21 protein-coding genes and 2 pseudogenes are annotated in these 24,573 nt (G+C 75.0%); 18 read left to right on the forward strand and 5 right to left on the reverse strand.

Features of this window, described 5'->3' with window-relative positions:
• Positions 1–10: 10 nt before the first annotated feature.
• On the reverse strand, positions 11–487 hold the full coding sequence (locus AC230_RS11265) for a hypothetical protein (RefSeq protein ID WP_157868555.1): 477 nt from the start codon (positions 485–487) through the stop codon (positions 11–13).
• A 192-nt stretch (positions 488–679) separates the two neighbouring features.
• Between AC230_RS11265 and AC230_RS33620 the strand changes: the two genes are divergently transcribed.
• Positions 680–3,175 (forward strand): helix-turn-helix transcriptional regulator, encoded by a 2,496-nt coding sequence (locus AC230_RS33620; RefSeq protein ID WP_049716001.1) that lies wholly within the window; start codon positions 680–682, stop codon positions 3,173–3,175.
• A 60-nt stretch (positions 3,176–3,235) separates the two neighbouring features.
• Here the strand turns inward: AC230_RS33620 and AC230_RS11275 are convergent, their stop codons facing one another.
• From AC230_RS11275 to AC230_RS11285, 3 genes are all read right to left on the reverse strand, one after another.
• Positions 3,236–4,201 (reverse strand): response regulator transcription factor, encoded by a 966-nt coding sequence (locus tag AC230_RS11275; RefSeq protein WP_422125577.1) that lies wholly within the window; start codon positions 4,199–4,201, stop codon positions 3,236–3,238.
• Between the two features lie 168 nt (positions 4,202–4,369).
• Positions 4,370–6,004: an NAD(P)/FAD-dependent oxidoreductase gene (locus AC230_RS11280; RefSeq protein ID WP_049716002.1), complete on the reverse strand. Its 1,635-nt coding sequence runs from the start codon at positions 6,002–6,004 to the stop codon at positions 4,370–4,372.
• 56 nt (positions 6,005–6,060) lie between these two features.
• Entirely contained in the window at positions 6,061–7,398 is a 1,338-nt protein-coding gene (locus AC230_RS11285; protein WP_049716003.1) for a cation:proton antiporter, read from the reverse strand.
• Positions 7,399–7,893: 495 nt separating this feature from the next.
• Here AC230_RS11285 and AC230_RS11290 point away from each other — a divergent pair, with 495 nt between their 5' ends.
• From AC230_RS11290 to AC230_RS11360, 17 genes and pseudogenes are all read left to right on the forward strand, one after another.
• Positions 7,894–8,535 carry a response regulator transcription factor gene (locus AC230_RS11290; protein ID WP_422125578.1) on the forward strand — a complete coding sequence of 214 codons (642 nt, stop codon included), beginning with the start codon at positions 7,894–7,896 and terminating at the stop codon, positions 8,533–8,535.
• A 438-nt stretch (positions 8,536–8,973) separates the two neighbouring features.
• Complete coding sequence (locus tag AC230_RS11295) at positions 8,974–9,303, forward strand: TcmI family type II polyketide cyclase (RefSeq protein ID WP_049716005.1); 330 nt, start codon at positions 8,974–8,976, stop codon at positions 9,301–9,303.
• Positions 9,300–10,580, forward strand: coding sequence for a beta-ketoacyl-[acyl-carrier-protein] synthase family protein (locus tag AC230_RS11300; RefSeq protein ID WP_078871161.1), 1,281 nt, complete (start codon positions 9,300–9,302; stop codon positions 10,578–10,580). Before AC230_RS11295 ends, AC230_RS11300 begins: the two co-directional genes overlap by 4 nt.
• Complete coding sequence (locus tag AC230_RS11305; RefSeq protein ID WP_049716006.1) at positions 10,577–11,794, forward strand: ketosynthase chain-length factor; 1,218 nt, start codon at positions 10,577–10,579, stop codon at positions 11,792–11,794. Before AC230_RS11300 ends, AC230_RS11305 begins: the two co-directional genes overlap by 4 nt.
• Positions 11,795–11,876: 82 nt before the next feature.
• Positions 11,877–12,137 (forward strand): acyl carrier protein, encoded by a 261-nt coding sequence (locus AC230_RS11310; protein ID WP_049716007.1) that lies wholly within the window; start codon positions 11,877–11,879, stop codon positions 12,135–12,137.
• Between the two features lie 61 nt (positions 12,138–12,198).
• Positions 12,199–12,984, forward strand: coding sequence for a 3-oxoacyl-ACP reductase FabG (gene fabG, locus AC230_RS11315; protein ID WP_049716008.1), 786 nt, complete (start codon positions 12,199–12,201; stop codon positions 12,982–12,984).
• A gap of 53 nt (positions 12,985–13,037) precedes the next feature.
• Entirely contained in the window at positions 13,038–13,964 is a 927-nt protein-coding gene (locus AC230_RS11320) for an aromatase/cyclase (RefSeq protein WP_049716009.1), read from the forward strand.
• Positions 13,965–13,966: 2 nt separating this feature from the next.
• Positions 13,967–15,478, forward strand: a complete 1,512-nt coding sequence (locus AC230_RS11325; RefSeq protein WP_049716010.1) for an FAD-dependent monooxygenase — start codon at positions 13,967–13,969, stop codon at positions 15,476–15,478.
• Entirely contained in the window at positions 15,475–16,371 is an 897-nt protein-coding gene (gene rfbA, locus AC230_RS11330) for a glucose-1-phosphate thymidylyltransferase RfbA (protein ID WP_049716011.1), read from the forward strand. Before AC230_RS11325 ends, rfbA begins: the two co-directional genes overlap by 4 nt.
• A pseudogene (gene rfbB, locus AC230_RS31925) lies at positions 16,368–17,294 on the forward strand (dTDP-glucose 4,6-dehydratase); the annotation flags it as partial. The gene rfbA and the pseudogene rfbB, both read left to right, overlap by 4 nt.
• Before the next feature lie 87 nt (positions 17,295–17,381).
• Positions 17,382–18,350: pseudogene (locus AC230_RS34660) on the forward strand (FAD-dependent monooxygenase); the annotation flags it as partial.
• Between the two features lie 150 nt (positions 18,351–18,500).
• Positions 18,501–18,911: an aromatic-ring hydroxylase C-terminal domain-containing protein gene (locus tag AC230_RS34665; RefSeq protein ID WP_422125580.1), complete on the forward strand. Its 411-nt coding sequence runs from the start codon at positions 18,501–18,503 to the stop codon at positions 18,909–18,911.
• Positions 18,908–20,029, forward strand: a complete 1,122-nt coding sequence (locus tag AC230_RS11340; protein WP_049716012.1) for a DegT/DnrJ/EryC1/StrS family aminotransferase — start codon at positions 18,908–18,910, stop codon at positions 20,027–20,029. The genes AC230_RS34665 and AC230_RS11340 overlap by 4 nt, the downstream gene beginning before the upstream one ends.
• Positions 20,030–20,076: 47 nt before the next feature.
• A complete protein-coding gene (locus AC230_RS11345) occupies positions 20,077–20,829 on the forward strand; it encodes a class I SAM-dependent DNA methyltransferase (protein ID WP_049716013.1) in 753 nt (250 codons plus the stop codon).
• Positions 20,826–21,437, forward strand: coding sequence for a dTDP-4-dehydrorhamnose 3,5-epimerase family protein (locus AC230_RS11350; RefSeq protein WP_338399792.1), 612 nt, complete (start codon positions 20,826–20,828; stop codon positions 21,435–21,437). The genes AC230_RS11345 and AC230_RS11350 overlap by 4 nt, the downstream gene beginning before the upstream one ends.
• Positions 21,428–22,441, forward strand: a complete 1,014-nt coding sequence (locus AC230_RS11355) for an NAD-dependent epimerase/dehydratase family protein (protein ID WP_198535500.1) — start codon at positions 21,428–21,430, stop codon at positions 22,439–22,441. The genes AC230_RS11350 and AC230_RS11355 overlap by 10 nt, the downstream gene beginning before the upstream one ends.
• Positions 22,438–23,820 (forward strand): NDP-hexose 2,3-dehydratase family protein, encoded by a 1,383-nt coding sequence (locus AC230_RS11360; RefSeq protein WP_049716015.1) that lies wholly within the window; start codon positions 22,438–22,440, stop codon positions 23,818–23,820. The genes AC230_RS11355 and AC230_RS11360 overlap by 4 nt, the downstream gene beginning before the upstream one ends.
• Before the next feature lie 61 nt (positions 23,821–23,881).
• Here AC230_RS11360 and AC230_RS11365 read toward each other — a convergent pair whose 3' ends face one another.
• Positions 23,882–24,520, reverse strand: a complete 639-nt coding sequence (locus AC230_RS11365) for an NAD(P)-dependent oxidoreductase (protein ID WP_049716016.1) — start codon at positions 24,518–24,520, stop codon at positions 23,882–23,884.
• Positions 24,521–24,573 lie beyond the last annotated feature (53 nt).

Below are 24,573 nucleotides of genomic sequence, written 5' to 3' on the forward strand. Positions count from 1 at the left end.
CGGCCGGAGTTCAGACCCGGCGGGCCTCGGTCCGCACCGCGTACTCGCCGGTCGTCGTCGACCGGCGGTCGAAGGTGAGGGCGGTGCCGCTCCCGGTGAACCCCTGCCGGTCCGCGGACAGCACCGCCCTCTGCTCGATCTCGATACGCAGGACCAGGTCCCCCCGGTCGTCCAGGACGCGCTCGTCCAGCCGGAAGACGAACGCCCCGGGGCCCGTCGCCCGCCACGTCCCCACGCCGCCCACGTTGTTGGAGACCGTGCCGTCGGCGCGCAGCTCCATGACCGTGTCGACGACGTCGCCGTCGTCCCCCGTGGCCCGGACCGACCAGGTGCCGGCGGCGGCGGTCCACGGGGGCCGGCCGGCCGTGCCCCCCTCCTCCGCCGCCGCCGTGCCCGCCAGGGGAACGGCCAGCAGGGCGGCGGCCGCGAGGGCCACGAAGCGGCGGCGGGCCGGGGCGGCCCCTGTTCTCGGCGGAGCGGTTTCCACGGTGTCCCCCCACTGGGTCGATGGCTGCGGGCGATCGTACGGCAGCGCTCACCCGCCGATCGTCAGCTCCCGTACGGGAAACCACAGGGAAGGGCAACGGAAGGTCCGGAGGACGTCAGGTCCCTTGGACGTCCCCGCGCCTCTGTGCTGGCATGGACCTCCGGTCCTGATCCTGCGACGTGGGAGCGGAACATGGGGGCAGAAGCTGCGGCCGGCGGGTTTCTGGCGGCCGTCCGGGACGCCGAACTCGCCGAGACCGTACGGCGGTTGCGGGCCGGGACGGGCGTCCTGCTGGTCGGCGACGTGGGGTCCGGCAAGAGCACGCTGCTGCGGGCCGCGCTGGAGCGGCTCCGGCGCGACGGCGCCCGTGTCCTCCGGCTGGAGGACCTGCCCGCCGAGCCCGGAGAACGGGCCGTGGTGGCCGCCGACGACATCCACCTCGCCGGGCCCGCCGCCCTGGCCGCGCTCCGCCGGCCCGTGCGCGACGGACACGCGGTCGTCCTGGCGGCGGCCCCCGCCGGGGCATCCCTCCCCCCGGACGTCCGCCGCCTCGTCCTGCACGACGCGCTGCGGCCGCTGGAGATCGGCCCGTTCGACCGGACGGGGGTGGCGCGCGTCCTCGCCGCCCGGTACGGCGGGCCGGTCCCCGTCGGCACCGCGGACCGGTTCTGGGAGCTGAGCCGGGGCAACGCCCTGATCCTGCGGCACCTCATGGACTGCGCGCCGGACGGCGGCGCCGGCCCGCCGTACGCCTGGGTGCCGCCGGACCGGCACGGGCCCGGGGACGCCCCCGACGGGCGGCTGACGGAGCTGGCCCGCCTGCTCCTGGGCGACCTCACCGACGACGAGCGCGAACTCGTCCGCATGCTCGCCCTGGCCGGCCCGCTCGGGGCCGGCCTGCCCGTCGTGGACGAACTGGGCCCCGCCGCCGAGGCGTTGGCCGAACGGGGCGTGGTCACGGTGGAACGGTCCGGCGCGCGGCTGTCGTTGCGCCTGACCCGGCCGCTGTGCGAGGCCGTGATCCGGGCGTCGATGCCCGAACTGACGGCGCGCCGCCTGCGGTTGCGGCTCGCCGACGCCATCGCGGCGACCGGGGCCCGCCGGCGCGGCGACCGGGCCCGGGCGACCGCCCTGCGGATGGACGCGGGCCGGTCGCCGGGCTCCGCCGAGGTGCGGGACGCGGCCCTGGACGCCCTGCGCGACCACGACTTCGGGCTCGCCGAGCGGCTGTGCGCGACGGTGTACTCCTTCGAGATGGCGCCCGCGCCCGACATCGCGCTGCTGCTCGGCAGGGCCCTGGCCGGGCAGCGGCGGTACCAGGAGGCGGAGGCCCTTTTCGCGGGGGCGTGGCGGGGCGGTGCGGACGCGGCGTGCGCCGCCGCGCTGCTGAGGGCGCGCTTCCTCAACCTCGCCCTGGGGCTGCACCGGCCGGCGGACGCGGCGGCCCTCGCCGCGGAGGCGGAGTACCGCGCCCCGTCCGGCGGCCGCCCGGACAGCATGGAACTGCGGCTGCTGACCGGCCTGTTCACCGACCGCCTCGCGGCGGCGGTACCGGACGGACGGCGGAGCGCCGCCCCGGCGGCGCTCGTCCGGCACGTACTGGGCGACGGCGAGGGCGCGCTGGCCCTGCTCCGCGCGTGCCCCTCCGGCCTGTGCCCCTGGGACGAGGACGGCCGGCTCGACCACGCCGTGATCACCGCGCGGGTCGCCCTGCACACCGAGGGGGCCCCGGCGGCCGCGGCGGTGCTGGAGCGGCTGCGGGCGGAGGACGGCGGCCCCCGCCACCGGCTGCACACCGCGTTGCTCGGCGCCGAGCTGCACCGGTGGGCGGGGCGCACGGCCGAGGCCGCCCTCCTGCTGCGGGAGGCCGCCGCCCGCCGCGGCCCGGCCGACTGGCTCACCACGGACTCCTGGCGACTGGCCCAACTGGCGGCCGTCCTGGCCGAGTCGGGGGAGACGGACGAGGCCCTCGCGGTGCTGGACGAGGCCCAGGCCGCGGAGGACGCCGCGCTGCCCGTCCCCTGGATCGCGGACGCCGTCGCGCTGGAGTGCGCCTCCGTCCTGGCCCGGGCCGGCGACCGGGCGGCCGCGGAGCGCCGGGCGCTGGCCGTCGCGGAGCGCGCCGGGGCCGCCGGCCGGATCCGGCAGCGGATCGCCGCGCTGCACCTGGCGGCGCGGGTGGGCGCGGCTGGCCGGGCGGCCGCGGCCCTGCCCGCCCCCGGCCGGGATCCGTCCGGTACGGCCGCCGTCCGGGCGCGGCACGTACGGGCCCTCGCGGACGGCGACGGTGACGCCCTCGACGCGGTGTCGGCGGACTTCGCCGCCCTGGGCGCGCTGCCGTGGGCGGCGGAGGCGGCCGCCCGGGCCGCGGCCGTCCACCGGGCGGCCGGCCGGCAGGCCCGGTGCCGGGAGTCCGCCGACACGGCCCGGCGGCTGCTGCCGCCGGGCGGCGCGGTGCTGCCGGACTGGGCGGGCGGGGAGCGGGACGAGGACGTCCCGCGGCCGCGGGCCCGGCTCACCTCGCGGGAGCGGGAGGTGGTGTCCCTGGCCGTCGCGCGCCTGTCCAACCAGGAGATCGCCGGCCGTCTGGTGCTCTCCGTGCGCACCGTGGAGAACCACCTCTACCGCGCCTACGGGAAGCTGGGCGTCACCACCCGGACCGAGCTCGCCCGCCGGCTCGGGCGCTGACCCCGTGCGCGGCCGACGGCCGGCAGGGCCGTCAGCGGGTGTCAGGGCCGTCAGCGGGTGTCAGGGGTGGCCGAGTTGGAAGCCGACGCCGCGGACGGTGAGGATCCAGTCGCTGGTGCCGAGTTTGTTGCGGAGGCTGCTGACGTGGGTGTCGATGGTGCGGCGGGACCAGATGTCGCCCCAGACCTGCTGCATGATGCGTTTGCGGGGGATGACGGTGTCGGGGTGGGAGGCGAGGAGGTGGAGGAGGTCGAATTCCTTGCGGGTGACGTCGATGCGGTGTCCGTGGAGGGTGACGTGACGGGCGGCGGTGTCGATGCGCAGGGGGCCGTGGATGATGACGGGGGGTGTGGGGGTGGTGGGTTGGGCGCGGCGCATGACGGCGTCCATGCGGGCGAGTAATTCGGGCAGGCCGTAGGGCTTGACGAGGTAGTCGTCGGCGCCGGCCTGCAGGCCCAGGACGCGGTCGAGTTCGGTGCCGCGGGCGGTGACGGCGATGACGGGGGTGGGGCCGGCCGCGCGGACGCGGCGGCAGACCTCCAGGCCGTCGAGGTCGGGGAGTTCGAGATCGATCAGGAGGAGATCGGCCTGTTCGAGGGTGCGCAGGGTGTCGTGGCCGGTGGTGACGTGATCGACGTCGTGGCCGTGGCGCTGGAGCGCGCGGATGAGGGTGTCGGCCTGCGTGGTGTCGGTTTCGGCCACCAGCACCCGCCAGGCGGAAGCCGACCGGTCACCCAGGGGCGGTGCGGGGCGGGTCAGGGCCGCGGCGGGACGCGGAGGGCGCGGTGGCCGGCGGTGTTCCCGGGTGGCGAGGGCCGGCCCGGCGGCGACGGCCGGCGGTGTCTCGGGACCGGCCGTCAGATCTGATCTGGTCACAGGTTCCCCCAACTGGACGATCGATGCGATAAGCCCGGTACGGACCGCGGTGGTCATGCTCGGCATGCCCTGGATCTCCACCGCGACGGTGACGCGGCATGCCCGCGACGGACGGGCGGGGGCGGCGAAGACGGGGCCGCCCCCCACCATGATCCGGCAACTTAACAAATCTTCCGGCCGGATTTGTAGGGCCGGAGATCACCGAAGGGCCCCCGGAGGGCGGAATCCCGCATTCACTCCGGGGGCGCCCACACGGTATCCGTCCGCTCAACCGTGGCGCACCGGCTGGTTGTTCACCGGGAATTCACGGTGAAAGGATCAACCGGCCCGGGAGAAAAGGGGGGCGATGTGCGCGGGGGCCTCGTTCTCGGCCCATTCGGCCGCTTCCGCGACGAGCCGGGGTGTCGCCTCGAAGCAGCGGTTGTCCGGGTCGCCGAGGGCGAAGGGGGCGGGCAGGCAGGTGGTCGCGCGGACCCGGGCGAAGATGTCCTCGGCGGCCCGCTCCGGCGGGAGCGCCCCGGACTCGACCTCCTGGCAGGTCCGCCGGGTGAACTCCAGCAGACCGGCGATCTCCCGGCCGGCCGGGGCGGGGAGACCGGGGGTGTCCGTCCGCTCGAGGTCGCGCAGGACCCGGTCGTCACGGGTCTCGCGGTAGGCGCGGTGGGCCCGTTCCAGGGTCATGGTGGGCACGATGCTGGTGGCCTCCCACACGCGTGAGACGGCGTTCCACAGCTCGTAGTGCCGGAAGCCGACGAAGGAGCTGTAGACCAGGTCGTCGTGCACATCGAACAGACCCTGCTGGAGACCGTCGATGTAGGCGAACCGCTCGGTGGACCAGTCGCCGTCGCGGGACGCCTCGATCAGCCGCCACGCCAGGGAGTTGACGACCTCCATGGTGTTGGTCAGCCCGCGCGAGTAGAGCGCGTCGATGAAGCCCGCGGCGTGCGCGGTCAGGCAGTAGCGCTCCCCGACGGTCCGCGTCGCGGAGTACTGGAGCCGTCCCGTGCCCACCCACGGGCGGACCGCCCTGGCCCGGGTGAACTGCGCCGCGATCTCGGGGAAGCGCCGCAGGAACGCGTCGAACTCCTCCTGCGGGGACACGTCGGGCTTGGGGAAGACCCGTTCGTCCAGGGTCAGTCCCACGCTGCACAGCGTGCTGAGGGCGCCCTCGTGGTTGTCGAAGGGGATCACCCAGAGCCAGCCGCCGTCGAAGACGTGGTGGAGGGTGCCGTTGTGCCAGGGGCTGGGCTGCTTGTGCGCGGCGGCGGCCGGGGCGTCGTCGAAGGGCGTGACGCCGACCATGTGCGTGAAGAGGGTGCGCGAGTGGTGCCGGGCCCGGGTGGGCTCCTCCCGCAGTCCGTGGGCGTCGGCGACGGGCGAACGGAAGCCGCTGCCGTCCACGAGGTACTCGGCCCGGAACTCCTCGCCGCGGTCCGACCGCAGCAGCACCCCGTCCGGTCCGGTCGCGATGTCCTGGATCCGGGTCGCGAGCCGGGCCTCGGCGCCGAGGGAGACGGCGAGGTTGAACAGGTAGGCGTCGGTGTCCTGGCGGAAGAGGTGGCTCTCGGTGCGCTGCCACTCGGGGATCACCAACTGGTTGATCTCCCGCGGATCCTGGGGCCGGCCCTCCCGGTGGTAGACGAACCCGAAGTTCTGCTTGCGGCCGCTCATCGGGGAGACCTTCTCCTGGACGCCGTGGAAGCCGGCGAGCGGAGCGATCTCCGGCACCTCGTACCGGTCGGCGATGACCCTGGTCATCGCCGAGGTGTACGGGATCGTGGACTCGCCCACGGCGAAACGGGGATGGACGCCCGCGTCGATGAGCAGCACCTTCACCCCGTTGCGGGCGAGGACCGCGCCGAGCATCCCGCCGGCCATGCCGGCGCCGAGGATCGCCACGTCGTGACGCGCGGCGCCGTCGCTATCCCAGAGGGCCTTTCCTGCGGTGGTCATGGTTCACCTTTCGAGAGAAACGGGATTCGGGAGAAGAGACCGGAGGGGGCGGGGACTTACGGGCGGCCGCCGCCCGCGTCGGCGCCCTGGAGCGCCAGGACCCGCCGTTCCCGGGCCGCCTCCTCGGGGGTGTGCGCCACGCGGTCCATGGCCAGCCGCAGCAGCGGCGGCGCCATCAGCGACGTCAGCACCGCGACCAGCACGACGACGCTGTAGGTCTCCACCGTCAGCAGGCCCAGCCGGACCCCGGTCATCGCGATGATCACTTCGATCACGCCGCGGGCGTTCATGCCGGCGCCCAGCGCGAGGCACTCCCACCGGCCCATGCGGGCGGCGAGACCGCCGGCGAAGGCCCCCAGGAACTTGCCGAGCACGGCGGTGCCGAAGACCGCCAGTCCCCACAGCGCGACCGTGGGGTCGGCCAGGGAGGAGAGGTCCATCCGCAGCCCCGCGCCGGCGAAGAACAGGGGCGCCAGGACGGACGTCACCGTGGTGTTCAGCGGCGCGAGCTCCCGGGGGTCCACGCCCTTCGACGCCCCCATCAGGACGCCGCAGAGGAACGCGCCGAGGGCGGCCTCCAGGCCCAGCGCCTGGGAGGCCGCGGCGGACAGGACCATCAGCACCACGGCCGTCACGGCCGGCAGGCCGGGCACGGCGGCGCGGACGGCCGCGCGCAGCGCCGCGCCGACCAGGAGCCGGCCGACGGTCGCCGCCCCGGCCAGCAGCAGGGCCAGGTGGGCGAGGGCGAGACCTGCCCCCGCCGGGTGCAGACCGGTGGTGGCCATGGCCCCGATCAGCGACACGAGGAGCCAGCCGGCCGCGTCGTCGACGGTCCCGGCGACGAGGATCAACTGGCCCACGTCACGGTGGATCAGCCGCATGTCCAGCAGGGTCCGGGCGATCACGGGGATGGCGCTCACGCACATCGCCACCCCCACGAAGAGCGCGAAGACCACGGGATCGGCCCCCTCGGCGCGCAGCCGGCCCGGCATGAGCAGGCCCAGCCACACGCCGAGCACCAGCGGCAGGACCAGCCCGGCGGCGCTCACCCCGGCGGCACGGGGCCCCTGCCGGCGCACCAGCCGGAGGTCCACGTGCATACCGGTGAAACCGACCAGGAGGATCACGCCCAACTGCCCGAGGGCGTCCAGCAGATGCATCTGCTCCACGCGCTGGGGGAAGAGCCAGCCGCCCGCGCCGGGGGCCACCCGGGAGAGCAGCGACGGGCCCAGCAGCACCCCGGCCGCCAGTTCGCCCACCAGGGGCGGCATGCCGAACCGCCGGGCCAGCCGGCCCAGCAGCAACGCCACCAGCAGCAGGCAGCCCACCTGGAGCAGCAGAACCAGCAGTGCGTGGCCCGGGAGCGGCGCGACCGCGGTGGCTGCCACCGTCATGAGAGAACTCCTTCACAGGGAGCGGGCCCCGGACGGCGGAAACGGCGTGTGCCGTCCGCGGCGGGTCTGCCGAGACCGGACCGGCAGGCCGGACGGGGGCCGTCGGCCGGCGGGACCGGGAGGGAGGGCCCGGGCGCGGGCCCGAGGAGGGGGCCGCGCGGCCGTGTGCCGGTCCGGCGGGGCCGGGCCTCCAGCTTCGACGGTGCCGGTGCCCCGTTCAACCCCGGGAATGACAGACGGATGACAGCTTGTGTCATGGCTCGGCAGCGAATTCCGGCCATGTGTCAACTTTTCTCGGGGGAGTGGCCGGAACAGGACGGTCGACTTCTCCGCTTTGCCTGATCATGGTGTGGGGGTGGGCCCGGCTTTGCCACCCCGCTCGTCCGTGCATCGATCGTCCAGTTGGGGGCACCTGTGACCAGATCAGTTCTGACGGCCGGTCCCGAGCTACCGCCGCCCTCGGGTGACCGGTCGGCTTCCGCCTGGCGGGTGCTGGTGGCCGAAACCGACACCACGCAGGCCGACACCCTCATCCGCGCGCTCCAGCGCCACGGCCACGACGTCGATCACGTCACCACCGGCCACGACACCCTGCGCACCCTCGAACAGGCCGATCTCCTCCTGATCGATCTCGAACTCCCCGACCTCGACGGCCTGGAGGTCTGCCGCCGCGTCCGCGCGGCCGGCCCCACCCCCGTCATCGCCGTCACCGCCCGCGGCACCGAACTCGACCGCGTCCTGGGCCTGCAGGCCGGCGCCGACGACTACCTCGTCAAGCCCTACGGCCTGCCCGAATTACTCGCCCGCATGGACGCCGTCATGCGCCGCGCCCAACCCACCACCCCCACACCCCCCGTCATCATCCACGGCCCCCTGCGCATCGACACCGCCGCCCGTCACGTCACCCTCCACGGACACCGCATCGACGTCACCCGCAAGGAATTCGACCTCCTCCACCTCCTCGCCTCCCACCCCGACACCGTCATCCCCCGCAAACGCATCATGCAGCAGGTCTGGGGCGACATCTGGTCCCGCCGCACCATCGACACCCACGTCAGCAGCCTCCGCAACAAACTCGGCACCAGCGACTGGATCCTCACCGTCCGCGGCGTCGGCTTCCAACTCGGCCACCCCTGACACCCATTGATGAAACCGGCAGGCCAAGGGCCGTCCGCAGGCTGCGGAGGGCCCTTGACCGCGTTCCGGGGCGGGCCGGGGCGCCGGATGACCGGATCATGTCGGGCGACGCCTTCCGCTTATGACCGGCCCCTGACGTCCGGCTGACCGGTGCCGGACATTCCTGAGCCGGCCGCCGCGGTTCTGACGTCTCATGACGCCGCCCTGAGAAAGACGTCCTTGAACGACCGTTCGGGACCGCACAGTCTTGTGTGCACACCGGACCGGTGCGGCGCCCCCGAGCGCCGTTCCGTGGACATTCCGCGGACGTCCCGCGGACACGACGTCCCGCAGACATCGCGTGCCCGGACCGGAGCCCCTCCGACCACCGCGCGCCGGGGGAGCCGTGCCCCGCGCCGTCGCGAGGCTTCCGCGCGAGCCCACGAAGGAGAGACACGCATGCACAGCACGTTGATCGTCGCCCGGATGCACCCCGCCTCCGGTGACGAGGTCGGCAGGCTCTTCGCGGAGTTTGACGCCACCGAGATGCCGCACCGGATGGGGACGCGCCGCCGCCAGCTGTTCTCCTACCGGGGCCTGTACTTCCACCTCCAGGACTTCGACGCCGCCGACGGAGGGGAGCGGATCGAACGCGCCCGGACCGACCCGAGGTTCGTGCGGATCAGCGAGGACCTCAAGCCGTTCGTCGAGGCGTACGACCCGCCGACCTGGCGCTCGCCCGCCGACGCCATGGCCACCCGCTTCTACTCCTGGGAGGCGTCGGCGTGAGCGGCCGGCGCGTCGCCCTCACCGGCATGGAGGTCCTGGCGCCCGGCGGGGTGGGCGTCAAGGAGTTCTGGCAGCTGCTCACCGACGGCCGGACCGCGACCCGGGGCATCACCTTCTTCGACCCCGCCCCGTTCCGCTCCCGGGTGGCCGCCGAGATGGACTTCGACCCCCGCGAACACGGCCTCGGACCGCAGGAGATCCGGCGCATGGACCGGGCCGCGCAGTTCGCCGTGGTCGCCGCGCGCGGCGCGGTCGCCGACAGCGGCCTCGACCTCGGGCGGCTGGACCCGTACCGGGTGGGGGTGTCCATCGGCACCGCGGTGGGCGCCACCACGTCCCTGGACCGGGAGTACGGGGTCGTCAGCGACGGCGGACGGCTGGAGCTGGTCGACCACGCCTACGCGGTCCCGCACCTCTACGACTGCATGGTGCCCAGCTCCTTCGCCGCCGAAGTCGCCCGTGCCGTCGGCGCGGAGGGGACGAGCGGCGTGGTCTCGACCGGCTGCACCTCCGGCATCGACGCGGTCGGCCACGCCGTCGAACTGATCCGCGAGGGCACGGCCGACGTCATGGTGGCCGGCTCCACGGACGCCCCCATCTCGCCCATCACGGTGGCCTGTTTCGACGCCATCAAGGCCACCACCCCCCGCACCGACGACCCCGCCGGCGCCTCGCGCCCCTTCGACCTCTCCCGCAACGGCTTCGTCCTCGGCGAGGGCTGCGCCGTGTTCGTCCTGGAGGAACTGGACGGCGCGCTGCGGCGCGGCGCCCACGTCTACGCCGAGATCGCCGGGTACGCCACGCGCAGCAACGCGTACCACATGACCGGACTGCGCCCGGACGGCGCGGAGATGGCCCAGGCCGTCACCGCCGCCCTGGACGAGGCCGCGATCGACCCCGAAGAGATCGACTACGTCAATGCCCACGGTTCGGGCACCCGGCAGAACGACCGGCACGAGACCGCCGCGTTCAAGCGGAGCCTGGGCGAGCACGCCTACCGCACCCCGGTCAGCTCCATCAAGTCGATGGTCGGGCACTCGCTGGGCGCCATCGGGTCCATCGAGATCGCCGCGTGCGCGCTGGCCATGGAGCACCACGTGGTGCCGCCCACCGCCAACCTGCACACGGCCGACCCCGAATGCGACCTGGACTACGTGCCGTTGACCGCGCGCGACCGGCGCACCGACACGGTGCTCACCGTCGGCAGCGGCTTCGGCGGCTTCCAGAGCGCCATGGTCCTGGCGCGGCCGGACCGGCCGGTCAGGAGAGCGGCATGAGTACCCCCGTGGTGGTGACGGGCCTCGGCGTGGCGGCCCCCAACGGGCTGGGCACCCGGGCCTTCTGGGAGGCGACGCTGGCGGGGCGCGGCGGCATCGGCCCCGTCAGCCGCTTCGACGCCACCGGCTATCCGGCGCGACTGGCCGGCGAGGTCCCCGGGTTCGTGGCCGAGGACCACCTCTCGGGCCGGCTGCTGCCCCAGACGGACCGGATGACCAGGCTCGCGCTGGCCGCCGCCGACTGGGCGCTCGCCGACGCCGGGGTGGACCCGGCCGAGAGGCCGCCCTCCGACATGGGAGTGGTCACCGCGAGCGCCTCCGGCGGCTTCGAGTTCGGCCAGCGGGAGCTGCGGAACCTGTGGAGCAAGGGCGGCCGCCATGTCAGCGCCTACCAGTCCTTCGCCTGGTTCTACGCGGTCAACAGCGGCCAGGTGTCCATCCGGCACGGGATGAAGGGCCCCAGCGGGGTGCTCGTCGCCGACCAGGCGGGCGGGCTGGACGCCGTCGCGCAGGCCCGGCGCCTGATCCGCAAGGGCACCCCGCTGATCGTGTCCGGCGCGGTGGACGCCTCCCTGTGCCCCTGGGGCTGGGTCGCGCAGTCGGCCAGCGGCCGGCTGAGCACGGCCGGGGTCCCCGAGCGGGCGTACCTCCCCTTCGACGCCCGGGCCCAGGGGCACGTGCCGGGGGAGGGCGGGGCGATGCTCGTCCTGGAGGACGCCGGGGCCGCCCGCCGGCGCGGCGCGACGGTGTACGGCGAGATCGCCGGGTACGGGGCGACGACCGACCCCCGTCCGGGCGGCGGCCGCCCGCCGGGCCTGCGCAAGGCCATCGAACTCGCCCTGGCCGACGCGGGTCTGGTGCCCGCGGAGGTGGACGTGGTCCTCGCCGACGCCGCCGCCGACCCCGGTCTCGACCGGGCGGAGGCGGAGGCCATCGCCGCGGTCTTCGGACCGCGCGGGGTGCCCGTCACGGCACCCAAGACGATGACCGGCCGGCTCTGCTCGGGGGCGGGCCCGCTGGACCTCGGCACGGCGCTGCTGGCCCTCGGCGAGCAGCTGATCCCGCCCACGGTCCACGTCGAGGCCGACCCCGCCCTCGCCCTGGACCTGGTGACCGGCGGCCCGCGGCCGGCGCGGCTGCGCACCGCCCTGGTGCTGGCCCGCGGCCACGGCGGCTTCAACTCGGCGATGGCCGTCCGGGCCGCGGCCCCGTGACCGGTCCCGCCCGCCCCGGACCCCCGCTCCACACGCCGGGATCCACACCCCCGCACCCTGTCCCGCAGACGAAGGGAACGATGTGAACGCCACCGAATTCACCCTCTCCGACCTCAAGCGGATCCTGCTGGAGAGCGCGGGCGCCGACGGCGCCGGCCTGGACGGGGACATCCTCGACAGCCGTTTCGAGGAGCTCGGTTACGAGTCGCTCGCCCTGCTGGAGACCGGCAGCCGCATCGAGCGCGAGTACGGCATCGTCCTCGACGACTCCGTTCTCGGCGAGGCCGACACCCCCCGCGCACTCCTCCGGGCGGTCAACTCCCGCCTCGCCCCCGCCGCCTGACAGCGGCGGACTCACCTCATCACCCCACGCGTCACGCGTCACGCGGAAGGAAAGTGCGAGCATGCCCCAGCAGGACCGGCGCACCGCCGTCATCACGGGTGCCACGAGCGGCATCGGCCTCGCCGTCGCCCGCACCCTGGCCGCCTCCGGCCACCGGGTGTTCATCGGGGCGCGGGGGGCGGGGAAGGTCGCCTCGACCGTCGAGGAACTCCGCGCCGAGGGGGCCGAGGCGGACGGCACGGTGCTGGACGTGCGGCGGGACGAGGACGTGAGGGCCTTCGTGCGGTCCGCGGTGGACCGCTTCGGCCCGGTCGACGTCCTGGTCAACAACGCCGGCCGGAGCGGGGGCGGGCCGACCGCCGACATCACCGACGAGCTGTGGTTCGACGTCATCGACACCAACCTGCACAGCGTCTTCCGGATGACCCGCGAGGTGCTCAACACGGGCGGGATGCGCGCCAAGGACCGCGGCCGGATCATCAACATCGCCTCCACAGCGGGCAAGCAGGGCGTCGTGCTGGGCGCCCCCTACTCCGCGTCCAAGCACGGCGTGGTCGGCTTCACGAAGGCGCTCGGCAACGAACTGGCCCCGACGGGCATCACGGTCAACGCCGTCTGCCCCGGCTACGTCGAGACGCCGATGGCCCAGCGGGTGCGCCAGGGTTACGCGGCGGCCTGGGGCACCACGGAGGACGAGGTCCACACCAGGTTCCGGGCGAAGATCCCGCTGGGGCGCTACGCGACCCCCGAGGAGGTCGCCGGACTCGTCGGCTACCTCGCCTCCGACACCGCGGCGTCCATCACCTCCCAGGCCCTCAACGTCTGTGGCGGCCTGGGCAACTTCTGACATTCCACGAGCCGGCCGAGGAGAGGGAGACAGCCGTGACGACAGCAGAGGGCATGCGCGAGGTGGAACACGGGATCACGGTCGGGGCACCGGCCGGGGCCGTGTACCGGCTGGTCGCCGACGTGGGGAACTGGCCGCGGGTCTTCCCGCCGACCCTGCACGTCGACCACCTGGGCCGGGAGGGCGACGAGGAGCGGATCCGCATCTGGGCCACCGCCAACGGCGAGGCCAAGAGCTGGACGTCCCGCCGCTCCCTCGACCCGGACGCCCTGCGGATCCGCTTCCGGCAGGAGGTCTCCAGCCCGCCGGTCGCCTCGATGGGCGGCTCCTGGGTGATCGAACCGCTCACGCCGGACACCTCCCGCGTCCGCCTGTTGCACGACTACCGGGCGGTCGGCGACGACCCCGCGGGGCTGGAGTGGATCGAGCGGGCCGTGGACCGCAACTCCCGCGCGGAACTGGCCGCGCTCAAGGCCCACGCCGAACGGGCCGGCGACGAGCGGGAGTTCTCCTTCGAGGACACCGTGCACATCGAAGGCGCCGCCGAGGACGCCTACGCCTTCGTCGACGAGGCGCACCTGTGGGAGCGCCGGCTGCCGCACGTGGCCGCCGTCCGGCTCACGGAGGACGTCCCGGGGCTGCAACGGCTGCGGATGGACACGGTGGCGAAGGACGGTTCGACGCACACCACCGAGTCGTTCCGCGTGTGCTTCCCGCACGACAGGATCGTCTACAAGCAGGTCACCCTGCCGGCGCTGATGAGCCTGCACACCGGGTACTGGACCTTCCGCCCGGCCGCCGACGGCCGCGTGGCCGCCACCTCCCAGCACACCGTCGTGATCGACACGGCGAACATCGCCGCGGTCCTCGGCCCGCGGGCCACGCTCGCCGACGCCCGGTCCTACGTGCGCGACGCCCTCGGCGCCAACAGCCGCGCCACCCTGGGCCACGCCAAGGCCTACGCGGAGAGCAGGCGTTGACCATGGCGGACGGGAGCACGACCGTGGTCACCACCGACGTCCTCGTCGTCGGCGGCGGCCCCGTCGGGCTGATGCTCGCGGGCGAACTGCGGCTGGGCGGCGCCGAGGTGACGGTCCTGGAGCGGCGCACCGGCCCGACCACCGAGTCCCGCGCCTCCACCCTGCACGCCAGGACCATGGAGCTGCTGGACGGCCGGGGGCTCCTCGGCCGGCTCGGCACCCCGCCGCGCGAACTGCGCGGCCACTTCGGCGGTATCCCGCTCGGCCTCGCCCTGCCCGGACCCCACCCCGGGCAGTGGAAGGTGCCGCAGGGCCGGACGGAGGAACTCCTGGAGGAGTGGGCCCGTGCGCTCGGCGCCGCCCTGCTGCGCGGTCACACGCTGCACGCCCTGACGGCGGGGGAGGACCACGTCGAGGGCCGGGCCGCGGGGCCGGACGGCACCGTCGTCGTCCGCGCCGCCTACGCGGTCGCCTGCGACGGGGAGGACAGCACCGTCCGCCGGCTGCTGGCACCCCTGTTCCCCGGCCATGACGCGCGCCGGGAGCTGCTGCGCGCGGACGTGGCCGGCATCGACGTCCCGGACCGGCGCTTCGAACGCCTGCCGGGCGGACTGGCCGTCGCGGCCCGGCGCGCCGACGGCGTGACCCGTGTGATGGTCCACGCGTTCGGATCCGTGGCCCGGCGGCGCACCGCCGAGCCGGAGTTCGGCGAGGTCGCCGCCGTCTGGGAGCGGGTCACGGGGGAGCGCATCGGGCACGGCACCCCGCTGTGGGTCAACGCCTTCGGCGACGCCTCCCGGCAGCTCGCCCGCTACCGCCACGGCCGCGTCCTCTACGCCGGCGACGCGGCCCACCGGCAGATGCCGGTCGGCGGACAGGCCCTCAACCTGGGCCTCCAGGACGCCGTCAACCTCGGCTGGAAGCTCGCCGCCACGGTCCGCGGCGGGGCCCCGCCGGGCCTGCTCGACAGCTACGACACCGAGCGGCGGGCCGTCGGGCGGCGGGTCCTGGAAAACATCGGGATCCAGGCGGGCCTGCTGCTCGGCGGCGCCGGGACCGAGCCGCTGCGCGCCCTCCTCGGCGAGCTGATCCCCCTGGAGGAGGTCCGCGTCCACCTCGCGGGGACGATCTCCGGCCTCGACGTCCGCTACGCCATGGGCCCCGGCACCGACCGTCCGCCGCTCGGCGCCCGGCTGCCCCTCCTCCCGCTGGTCGTGGCGGGGGCGCCCGCCACCTCCTTCCACCTGCTGCGGACCGGCGGCGGCGTCCTGCTCGACCTCGCCGGCCACGACCGCCTCCGCGCCGCGGCGGCGCCGTGGGCGGACCGCGTCCGGTACACCGCCGCCCGCCTCGACGGGCCGCGCCCGGAGGGGCTGCCGGACGGCACGCACGCCGTCCTGCTCCGCCCGGACGGCCACGTCGCCTGGGCCGCGGAGGACGGGCGGGCGTCGGAGGACGGGCTCCGGGCGGCCCTGCGGCGCTGGTTCGGCGAGCCGGGGGAGGCGGCGGCGTGAAGGGAGTCATCCTGGCCGGCGGGCACGGATCGCGGCTGCACCCGATCACCCTCGGCGTCTCCAAGCAACTCCTGCCGGTCTACGACAAACCCATGGTCTACTACCCGCTGTCGGTGCTGATGCTGGCCGGGATCACGGACATCCAGATCATCTCCGCGCCCGGCGACGTCGCCGGCTTCCGGCGCCTGCTCGGCGACGGCTCCTCGCTGGGCCTGACCCTGACCTACGCGGAACAGGACAAACCGCGAGGCGTGGCCGACGCGTTCCTCGTCTCCGCCGACCACATCGGCGACGACTCCGTCGCCCTCGTCCTCGGCGACAACATCTTCCACGGCCCCGGCTTCGGCGAACTCCTCCGCTCCAGCGCCCGCGACGTCGACGGCTGCGTCCTCTTCGGCTACCCGGTGCGCGACCCCGAGCGGTACGGCGTCGGGGAGACCGACGCCGCCGGCCGCCTCGTCTCCATCGAGGAGAAGCCCGCCGCACCCCGCTCCCGGCTGGCCGTCACCGGCCTGTACCTCTACGACAACGACGTCGTCCGCATCGCCCGGGACCTGCGCCCCTCCGCGCGCGGCGAGCTGGAGATCACCGATGTGAACCTCGCCTACCTCCGGCGCGGCAAGGCCCGCTTCGTCGAACTGGGCCGCGGCTTCGTCTGGCTGGACACCGGCACGCACAACGCCCTGACGGAGGCGAGCCAGTACGTGCAGATCCTGGAACACCGGCAGGGCGTACGCATCGGCTGCGTCGAGGAGATCGCCTGGCGCATGGGGTACATCGACCGCGAGTCCTGCCACCGCCTCGGCAGGGCCCTCGCCGGCTCCCCCTACGGGCGGTACATCATGGAGATCACCGAGGACCGGGCCGCCGGGGTGCGGGGAGCGGCGTCATGAGGATCCTCGTCACCGGGGGCGCCGGGTTCATCGGCTCCCACTACACACGGTCGCTGCTGGACGGCACCCTCGGCGACGGCCTGCCGCGCGTCACCGTCCTCGACCGGCTGACCTACGCCGGCGACCGCGCCGCCCTCCCCGCCTCCCACGAGCGGCTCGACTTCGTCCACGGCGACGTCTGCGACCCGGACCTGCTCGCCGAACTGCTGCCCGGCCACGACGCGGTGGTGCACTTCGCCGCCGAGTCGCACGTGGACCGCTCGGTGGGATCCGGCGCGGAGTTCGCCCGCACCAACGTGCTGGGCACCCAGACGCTGCTGGAGGCGGCCGTGCGCGCCCGCGTCGGACGCGTCGTGCACGTCTCCACCGACGAGGTGTACGGCTCCATCGACGAGGGGGCGTGGACCGAGGACTCCCCGCTGCTCCCCAACTCCCCCTACGCCGCCTCGAAGGCGGGCGCGGACCTCCTGGCACGGGCGTACTGGCGCACCCACGGGCTGGACGTGTCCGTCACCCGCTGCTCCAACAACTACGGCCCCCGCCAGCACCCCGAGAAGCTCATCCCCCACTTCGTCACCCGCCTGCTGCGCGGCGAACCCGTGCCCCTCTACGGCGACGGCCGCAACCGGCGCGAGTGGCTGCACGTGGAGGACCACTGCCGGGCCGTCCACCTGGTGCTCACCCGAGGCCGGGCGGGCGAGGTCTACAACGTGGGCGGCGGCCAGGAGTTGACGAACCTCGACCTGACCGAGCGGCTGCTGCGGCTGTGCGGGGCCGACCCCTCCCTGGTCCGGCACGTGGCCGACCGCAAGGGGCACGACCGGCGCTACGCCCTGGACGACCGCAAGATCCGCGAGGAGCTGGGGTACGCGCCGCGCGTGCCCCTGGACGAGGGGCTCGCCGCCACCGTCGCCTGGTACCGCGCGGACGCCGCCCGGGGCGGCGTCCCCGGGCGGGCGGCCGGAGCGACCGCCGGGAGCGCCGGGCCCGTCGAGGCCACCGACGTGGTGGTCGTCGGCGCGGGGCCGACCGGGCTGATGCTCGCGGGCGAACTGCGGCTGGGCGGTGCGCGCGTCGTCGTGCTGGAGCGGCTGCCGCGGCCCAGCGGGCAGTCCCGCGGGCTCGGGTTCACCGCCCGCGCCCTGGAGGTCCTCGACCAGCGCGGTGTGCTGCCGCTCTTCGGCGAGGACGTCCACACCAGCCCGGAGGGCCACTTCGGGGGCCTGAAGTTCGACTACTCCGTCCTGCCCGGCGCCCACTTCGGGGCGCGCGGCATCCCGCAGGCCCGCACCGAGGCCGTGCTGGAGGAGTGGGCCGGGAGCCTCGGCGCGGACATCCGGCGCGGCTGGGAACTGACCGGCCTGGCCGACCTCGGCGACGCCGTCGAGGCCACCGTCCGCACCCCGCACGGCGTCCGCCGGCTGCGCGCCGCGTACCTGGCGGGCTGCGACGGCGGACGCAGCACGGTGCGCGAGGCCGCCGGGTTCGCCTTCCCCGGCACCCCGGCGACCCGCGAGATGTACCTGGCCGACGTGGCCGGCTGCGCGATACGGTCGCGGTTCCTCGGCGAACGGCTGCCCGGCGGGATGGTGATGGCCGCCCCGCTGCGCGAGGGGGTCGACCGCGTCATCGTCTGCCCGGACGCCGCCCCGGCGCGCGAACGCGCCGAACCGCCCTCCTTCGCCGAAGTGGCCGCGGCCTGGCGGCACATCACCGGCGAGGACATCGCCGGCGGCCAGGCCGAGTGGGTCAGCCGCTTCACCGACGCCACCCGCCAGGCCACCGCCTACCGCCGGGGCCGGGTCCTGCTCGCCGGGGACGCCGCCCACGTCCATCTCCCCGCCGGCGGGCAGGGGCTGAGCACCGGCCTCCAGGACGCCGTCAACCTCGGCTGGAAGCTCGCCGCCACCGTCCGGGGCTGGGCGCCCCCCGGCCTGCTGGACACCTACCACACCGAGCGGCACCCCGTCGGGGCCCGGCTGCTGATGAACACCCGGGCCCAGGGCACCCTCTACCTCGGCGGCGCCGGCACCGAGCCGCTGCGCGGCCTCTTCGCGGAGCTGATGGTCCACCCGGCCGTCCGGCGGCACCTCGCGGGCGTCGTCAGCGGCCTGGACATCCGCTACCCCATGGGCGCGGACGGCACGGCGGCGGACGGGCATCCGCTGCTGGGCCGCCGTCTGCCGCCGGTGGCGCTGCGGACCGCCGAGGGCCCCGTCACCAGCGCCCGCCTGCTGCACCCCGCCCGGGGCGTGCTGCTCGACCTGGCCGACGACTCCCGGCTGCGCTCCGCGGCGCGCGGATGGCGGGACCGGGTGGTGACCGTGACCGGCGGCCCGGAGGAGGACGGGCCCCTCACCGGCCTCGCGGCCCTCCTCGTCCGGCCCGACGGGTACGTCGCCTGGACCGGGGAGGACGGCGACGGCGGCCTGACCGGGGCCCTGGGCCGCTGGTTCGGGCCGCCGGCGGAAGGCGCCGGCGCGGACGTCCGCACGGAAGACCGCCGCGCACCCCACCACGATCAGGAGGACACCGCGTGACCATTCGCGTCTGGGACTATCTGCCGGAGTACGAGAAGGAGCGGGACGACCTGCTCTCGGCCGTCGAGAAGGTCTTCTCCTCGGGGCAGCTGGTGCTCGGCGAGAGCGTGCGGGGCTTCGAGGAGGAGTTCGCGCGGTACCACGGCACCGGCTACTGCACGGGGGTCGACAACGGAACCAACGCGCTCAAGCTCGCCCTGGAGGCGCTGGGCGTGGGGCCCGGCGACGAGGTGATCACGGTGGCCAACACCGCCGCGCCGACCGTCGTCGCCATCGTCTCCACCGGGGCCGTCCCCGTCTTCGTGGACGTCCGCGAGGAGGACTTCCTCATCGACCCCGGGCTGGTCGAGGCGGCCGTCACCCCGCGCACCAAGGTCCTCCTGCCGGTACACCTGTACGGGCAGTGCGCGGACATGGCACCGCTGGAGCGGATCGCGCGCCGCCACGGACTGAAGATCCTCGAGGACTGTGCCCAGGCACACGGCGCCCGCCACCACGGGCGGATCGCCGGGACGATGGGCGACGCCGCCGCCTTCTCCTTCTACCCGACCAAGGTGCTCGGCGCCTACGGCGACGGGGGAGCGGTGCTCACCGACGACGAGGCGACCGACCGCGCCCTGCGGCAGCTGCGCTACTACGGCATGGACCGGACGTACTACGTCGTCAGGACGCCGGGGCACAACGCGCGCCTGGACGAGGTGCAGGCGGAGATCCTGCGCCGCAAGCTCGGACGGCTCGGCTCCTACACCGAGGGCCGGCGCGCGGTCGCCCGCCGCTACGAGGAGGGGCTCGCCGACCTGACGGGGCCGGGCGGGCTCGTCCTGCCGGCCGCCGGCGAGGGCAACGAGCACGTCTTCTACGTGTACGTCGTCCGCCACCCGCGCCGCGACGCCGTCCTGGAGGCGCTGGCGGCCCGGGACATCCGCCTCAACATCAGCTACCCGTGGCCGGTGCACACCATGTCCGGGTTCGCGCACCTCGGGTGGCGCGAGGGCTCCCTGCCGGTCACCGAACGCCTCGCCGGCGAGATCTTCTCGCTGCCCATGTACCCCTCGCTCCCCGAGGCGGTGCAGGACCGGACCATCGACGCCCTCCGCGAGGTCCTGGCCGCACTCTGAGGCCGCGGCACCCGCCGGCACCACCACTGGAAGGAAGCCCCCGACCCATGCCAGCCACCAGCGTCCCCCCGGCCGCCGGCATCTACGCCGCCGGTGACCTCTACGACGCCATCTACCGCGGACGCGGCAAGGACTACCGGGCCGAGGCGGCCGTGGTCGCCCGGCACATCCGCCGCCACCGCCCCGCCGCCACGTCGCTCCTCGACGCCGGATGCGGCACCGGCGAACATCTCCGCCACTTCGCGCGGGAGTTCGCCCGCTGCGAGGGCATCGACCTGGCCGACGGCATGCTGGAGGTCTGCCGCCGGGAGAACCCGCACATCCCGGTCTTCACCGGGGACATGCGCGCCTTCCGCACCGGCCGCCGCTACGACGCGGTGGTCTCCCTCTTCAGCGCCGTGGGCAACCTCACCGGCACCGGCGAACTGGACGCCGCGCTCGCGTCGTTCGCCGCGCACCTGGAACCGGGCGGCGTCGTCGTGGTCGAACCCTGGTGGTTCCCCGACAACTTCACCCCCGGACACGTCGGCGCGAGCCTCTCGGAGGCGGACGGCCGCACCGTCGCCCGCGTCTCCCACACGGTCCGCGAGGGGGACGCCGCCAGCCGCATGGAGGTGCACTACGTGGTCGCCGAACCGGAGCGGGGCGTACGGCACTTCACCGACACCCATGTCATGGCGCTCCACACCCGCGAGCAGTACGAGACGGCGTTCGCCCGGGCCGGCTGCACCGTCGAGTACGTCACCGGCGAATACCCCGGCAACGGCCTGTTCGTGGGCGTGCTGGGGGCGGGGCGGTGAGCGGCGTGCGGGTCGAGAAGCTGGACGTCGAGGGCGCCTTCGCCTTCTCACCCCCCGTGTACCGGGACGAACGCGGGCTGTTCACCTCCCCGTTCCGGGAGGACGTCTTCGCCGGCGCCGTCCGCGACCGGCTCTTCCCCGTGCGCGACGTCAGCCACAACGTGTCCGCCCGGGGCGTCCTCCGCGGCGTCCACTACACCGCCGCTCCCCCCGGACGCGCCAAATACGTCTACTGCCCCCACGGCCGCGTCCTGGACTTCCTCGTGGACCTGCGGGCGGGCTCGCCGACCTTCGGCCGGTACCACGCCGGCGAACTGGGCGGCGACGACGGCCGGGCCCTGTACGTCCCCGTCGGGGTGGGGCACGCCTTCCTGGCCCTGGAGGACGCGTCGGTGGTGGTGTACCTCATGTCCGAGGGCTACGTGCCCGGCCGCGAGCACGCCGTCGACTGCCTCGACCCGGCCCTGGGTCTGCCCCTCCCGGACGGCGTCACCCCCGTCCGCTCGCCGCGCGACCTCGCGGCACCCGCCCTCGAAGAGGCCGCCGAGCGCGGGCTGTTGCCCGACTACACCGCCTGCCGGGAAGCGGAGGACCGGCTGTGGCCGTGACCACCCGGCCGGCCGGCCCGCTCGTCGCCGTGCTCGGCGCCTCCGGCTTCATCGGCTCCGCCGTCCTGCGCGAACTGGCGCGCGGGCCCTGGCGGATCAGGGCCGTGTCCCGGCGGCCCGCGGCCGTCCCGGCCGGGGCCCGCGCCGCCGTCGAGGTCCGTACCGCCGACCTGACGGCCCCCGGCGCGACGGCCGAGGCCGTCCGGGACGCCGACGTCGTCATCCACGCCGTGGCCCACATCGCCGGGGACACCACCTGGCGGATCGGGGAGGACGACACCGCCGCCGAACGCGTCAACGTCGGCCTGGTCCGCGACCTCGTCGACGCGCTCGCCGCACGGCCCCGCCGGGAGCCGGCCGCCGTGCTGTTCGCAGGAGCCGTCTCCCAGGCGGGCCCCCCGGACCAGGACGTCCTCGACGGCACCGAGACCGACCGGCCGGCGGGCGCGTACGACATCCAGAAACTGCGCGCGGAACGGCTGCTGCTCGCCGCGGACGCCGACGGCGTGCTGCGCGGCGCCTCCCTCCGGCTGCCCACCGTCTTCGGCCACGACCCGGGCTCCACCGCCCGCGACAAGGGCGTGGTGTCCCTGATGGCCCGCAGGGCGCTCGCGGGGGAGCCGATCACCATGTGGCACGACGGCACGGTCCGCCGCGACCTTCTCCATGTGACCGACGCCGCCCGGGCGTTCGCCGCGGCGGCCCGGCACACCGGGGCGCTGTCCGGCCGGCACTGGCTGCTCGGCACCGGCCGCGGCGAGCCCCTGGGCGCCGTCTTCCGGCAGGTGGCCGCCCTGGCGGCGGAGCACACCGGCCGCCCGCCGGTGCCCGTGGTCTCCGTCGAACCCCCCGCCCACGCCGAGCCCGGCGACTTCCGCGGCGTGACCGTCGACGCCTCCGCGTTCCGGGCCGCCACGGGCTGGCGGCCGAGGGTGCCCCTCGCGGAGGGCCTGCGGGGCGCCGTCGCCCACTGCGCCGCCGTCTGCGAAGGGAGCCCGCCGTGACCACCGCCGCCCCGGTGCGGCCCCGCACCGAACAGGCGCTGTCCGCCCGGCTGTTCCGCTCGGCCGCCGCCCCTGACGGCCGCGGGATCGCGACCGGGGACGTGCCCGGCTGGCTGGCGGAGCGCGCGGCCGCCCACCGCTTCACGGTGGAACGGGTGCCCCTCGACGAGCTGGCCGGCTGGTCGTTCGCCCCCGGGACGGGCAACCTCGTCCACCGCAGCGGCCGGTTCTTCTCCGTCGAGGGCATGGCGGTCTCCGCGGCCGAAGGGCCCTTCGCCCAGTGGCGCCAGCCCGTCATCCACCAGCCGGAGACCGGGATCCTCGGCATCCTCGCCAAGGAGTTCGACGGCGTCCTGCACTTTCTGATGCAGGCCAAGATGGAGCCCGGCAACCCCGGCCCGCTCCAGCTCTCGCCCACCGTGCAGGCGACCTTCAGCAACTACTCCGGAGCCCACCGGGGCGCACGGGTCAAGCACCTCGACCACTTCCTGGTCCCGGGCCGCGGCCGGGTCCTCGCCGACTCCCTCCAGTCCGAGCACGGCTCCTGGTTCTTCCGCAAGGTCAACCGCAACATGCTGGTGGAGACCGACGAGGACGTGCCGCCGGACGAGGACTTCCAGTGGCTGACGCTCGGCCAGATCGGCGCGCTGCTGCGCCTCGACACCGTCGTCAACATGGACACCCGCAGCGTCGTCGCCTGCTTCCCCATGGCCGCCCCCGAGGCCGGCGCGCTGCGCCCCGACACCGAGCTGCTGTCGTGGCTGACCGCCGAACGGGCCCGGCGCCCCCTGACGGCCCGCCGCGTCCCGCTGGCCGAGACGGACGGCTGGGAGCGCGGGGCGGCGGCCGTCGCCCGGCCGGACGGGCGGTACTTCCGGGTGGTCGGCGTCGCCGTCGAGGCGGGCAGCCGGGAGGTGACCGGCTGGTCGCAGCCGCTGTTCGAGCCGGCCGGCCCGGGCGTGACCGCCTTCCTCCACCGGCGCATCGGCGGCGTGCCGCACCTGCTGGTGCGCGCCAAGGCCGAACCGGGGTTCGTGAACACCGTCGAACTGGCGCCGACCGTGCAGTGCACCCCGGAGAACTGGGCCGGCGTGCCGGCCGCGCACCGGCCCCCGTTCCTGGACGCCGTCCTGGCCGCGGACCCGGAGCGCATCGGCTACGCCGCGCTCCATTCGGAGGAGGGCGGCAGGTTCCTCAACGCGGTGAGCCGCTGCCTGTTCGTCGAGGCCGACGCCGTGACCGCGCCGGACTCCCCGCCGCCCGGCTTCCAGTGGGCGACCGTGGGGCAGCTCAACGCACTCACCGCCCACCCGCACTACCTCGACGTCCAGGCCAGGACGCTGCTGGCGTGCGTCAACTCCGGTGCGGTGCGCCTGTAGCGGCGTCCGCGCCCGGCCCGGTCCGTGGGTCCCTTTCCGGCGGAAAGGGACCCACGGCCGTTCAGCCGCCGGTGACGCCGACCGCGTGACGGACCAGGGCCGGGTCCTCGACGGCCGCGAGCAGCGCGGTGGCCAGGTCGGCGCGGGGGAGGCTGGATCCGGTGATGTTCTTCTCCAGCGCCGTGCGGTACCGGCCGGTGCCCGGCTTGTCGGTCAGGTACGGCGGGCGGACGACGGTCCAGTCGGCGTCGCTGCCGGCCAGCAGCCGCTCCATCCGCTCCATGTCGTCGTAGGTCGTGCGGTAGACGGCGCGGACGAGCGCCGTCACCGTGTGCCGGAACCAGAACGGCTCGCCCGCGCCCGAGCGCAGGGCGGGCTGGGCGCTGACGACGACGATCCGGCGGACTCCCGTGTCCCGCATGGCCGTCAGGATGCTGCGGGTGCCGTTGTGGCATATCCCGCTCGTGTCCTTGCGGCCCCTGGGGCCCAGCGCCGAGACGACGGCGTCGCTGCCGTCGAGCGCCGGCTTCAGGCTCGCGGGCGCGGCCAGGTCGGCCGCCACGACGTCGAGGGCGGGGTGGGCGACGGACAGCCGGGCCGGGTCGCGGACGACGGCGCGCACCTCGTGTCCGCCGTCGAGGGCCTGCTCGACGACGAGGCGGCCGGTGCCGCCGGTGGCTCCGAAGACGGTGAGTCGCATGGAGGTCCTCTTCTCAGGGGGTCTGCTGAGGGCGTCTGCTCAACGGGGTCTGC

The sequence above is a fragment of the Streptomyces caatingaensis genome (assembly GCF_001187435.1).
In the GTDB taxonomy this organism is placed as follows: Bacteria; Actinomycetota; Actinomycetes; order Streptomycetales; family Streptomycetaceae; genus Streptomyces; species Streptomyces caatingaensis.

Excerpts from the sequence above, each read along its gene's own strand:
- AC230_RS33620 (WP_049716001.1), top strand. The coding sequence starts at position 680 with ATGGGGGCAGAAGCTGCGGCCGGCGGGTTTCTGGCGGCCGTCCGGGAC.
- AC230_RS11275 (WP_422125577.1), bottom strand. The coding sequence starts at position 4,201 with ATGGTGGGGGGCGGCCCCGTCTTCGCCGCCCCCGCCCGTCCGTCGCGG.
- AC230_RS11280 (WP_049716002.1), bottom strand. The coding sequence starts at position 6,004 with ATGACCACCGCAGGAAAGGCCCTCTGGGATAGCGACGGCGCCGCGCGT.
- AC230_RS11285 (WP_049716003.1), bottom strand. The coding sequence starts at position 7,398 with ATGACGGTGGCAGCCACCGCGGTCGCGCCGCTCCCGGGCCACGCACTG.
- AC230_RS11295 (WP_049716005.1), top strand. The coding sequence starts at position 8,974 with ATGCACAGCACGTTGATCGTCGCCCGGATGCACCCCGCCTCCGGTGAC.
- AC230_RS11305 (WP_049716006.1), top strand. The coding sequence starts at position 10,577 with ATGAGTACCCCCGTGGTGGTGACGGGCCTCGGCGTGGCGGCCCCCAAC.
- fabG (WP_049716008.1), top strand. The coding sequence starts at position 12,199 with ATGCCCCAGCAGGACCGGCGCACCGCCGTCATCACGGGTGCCACGAGC.
- AC230_RS11320 (WP_049716009.1), top strand. The coding sequence starts at position 13,038 with ATGCGCGAGGTGGAACACGGGATCACGGTCGGGGCACCGGCCGGGGCC.
- AC230_RS11325 (WP_049716010.1), top strand. The coding sequence starts at position 13,967 with ATGGCGGACGGGAGCACGACCGTGGTCACCACCGACGTCCTCGTCGTC.
- AC230_RS34665 (WP_422125580.1), top strand. The coding sequence starts at position 18,501 with ATGGGCGCGGACGGCACGGCGGCGGACGGGCATCCGCTGCTGGGCCGC.
- AC230_RS11345 (WP_049716013.1), top strand. The coding sequence starts at position 20,077 with ATGCCAGCCACCAGCGTCCCCCCGGCCGCCGGCATCTACGCCGCCGGT.
- AC230_RS11365 (WP_049716016.1), bottom strand. The coding sequence starts at position 24,520 with ATGCGACTCACCGTCTTCGGAGCCACCGGCGGCACCGGCCGCCTCGTC.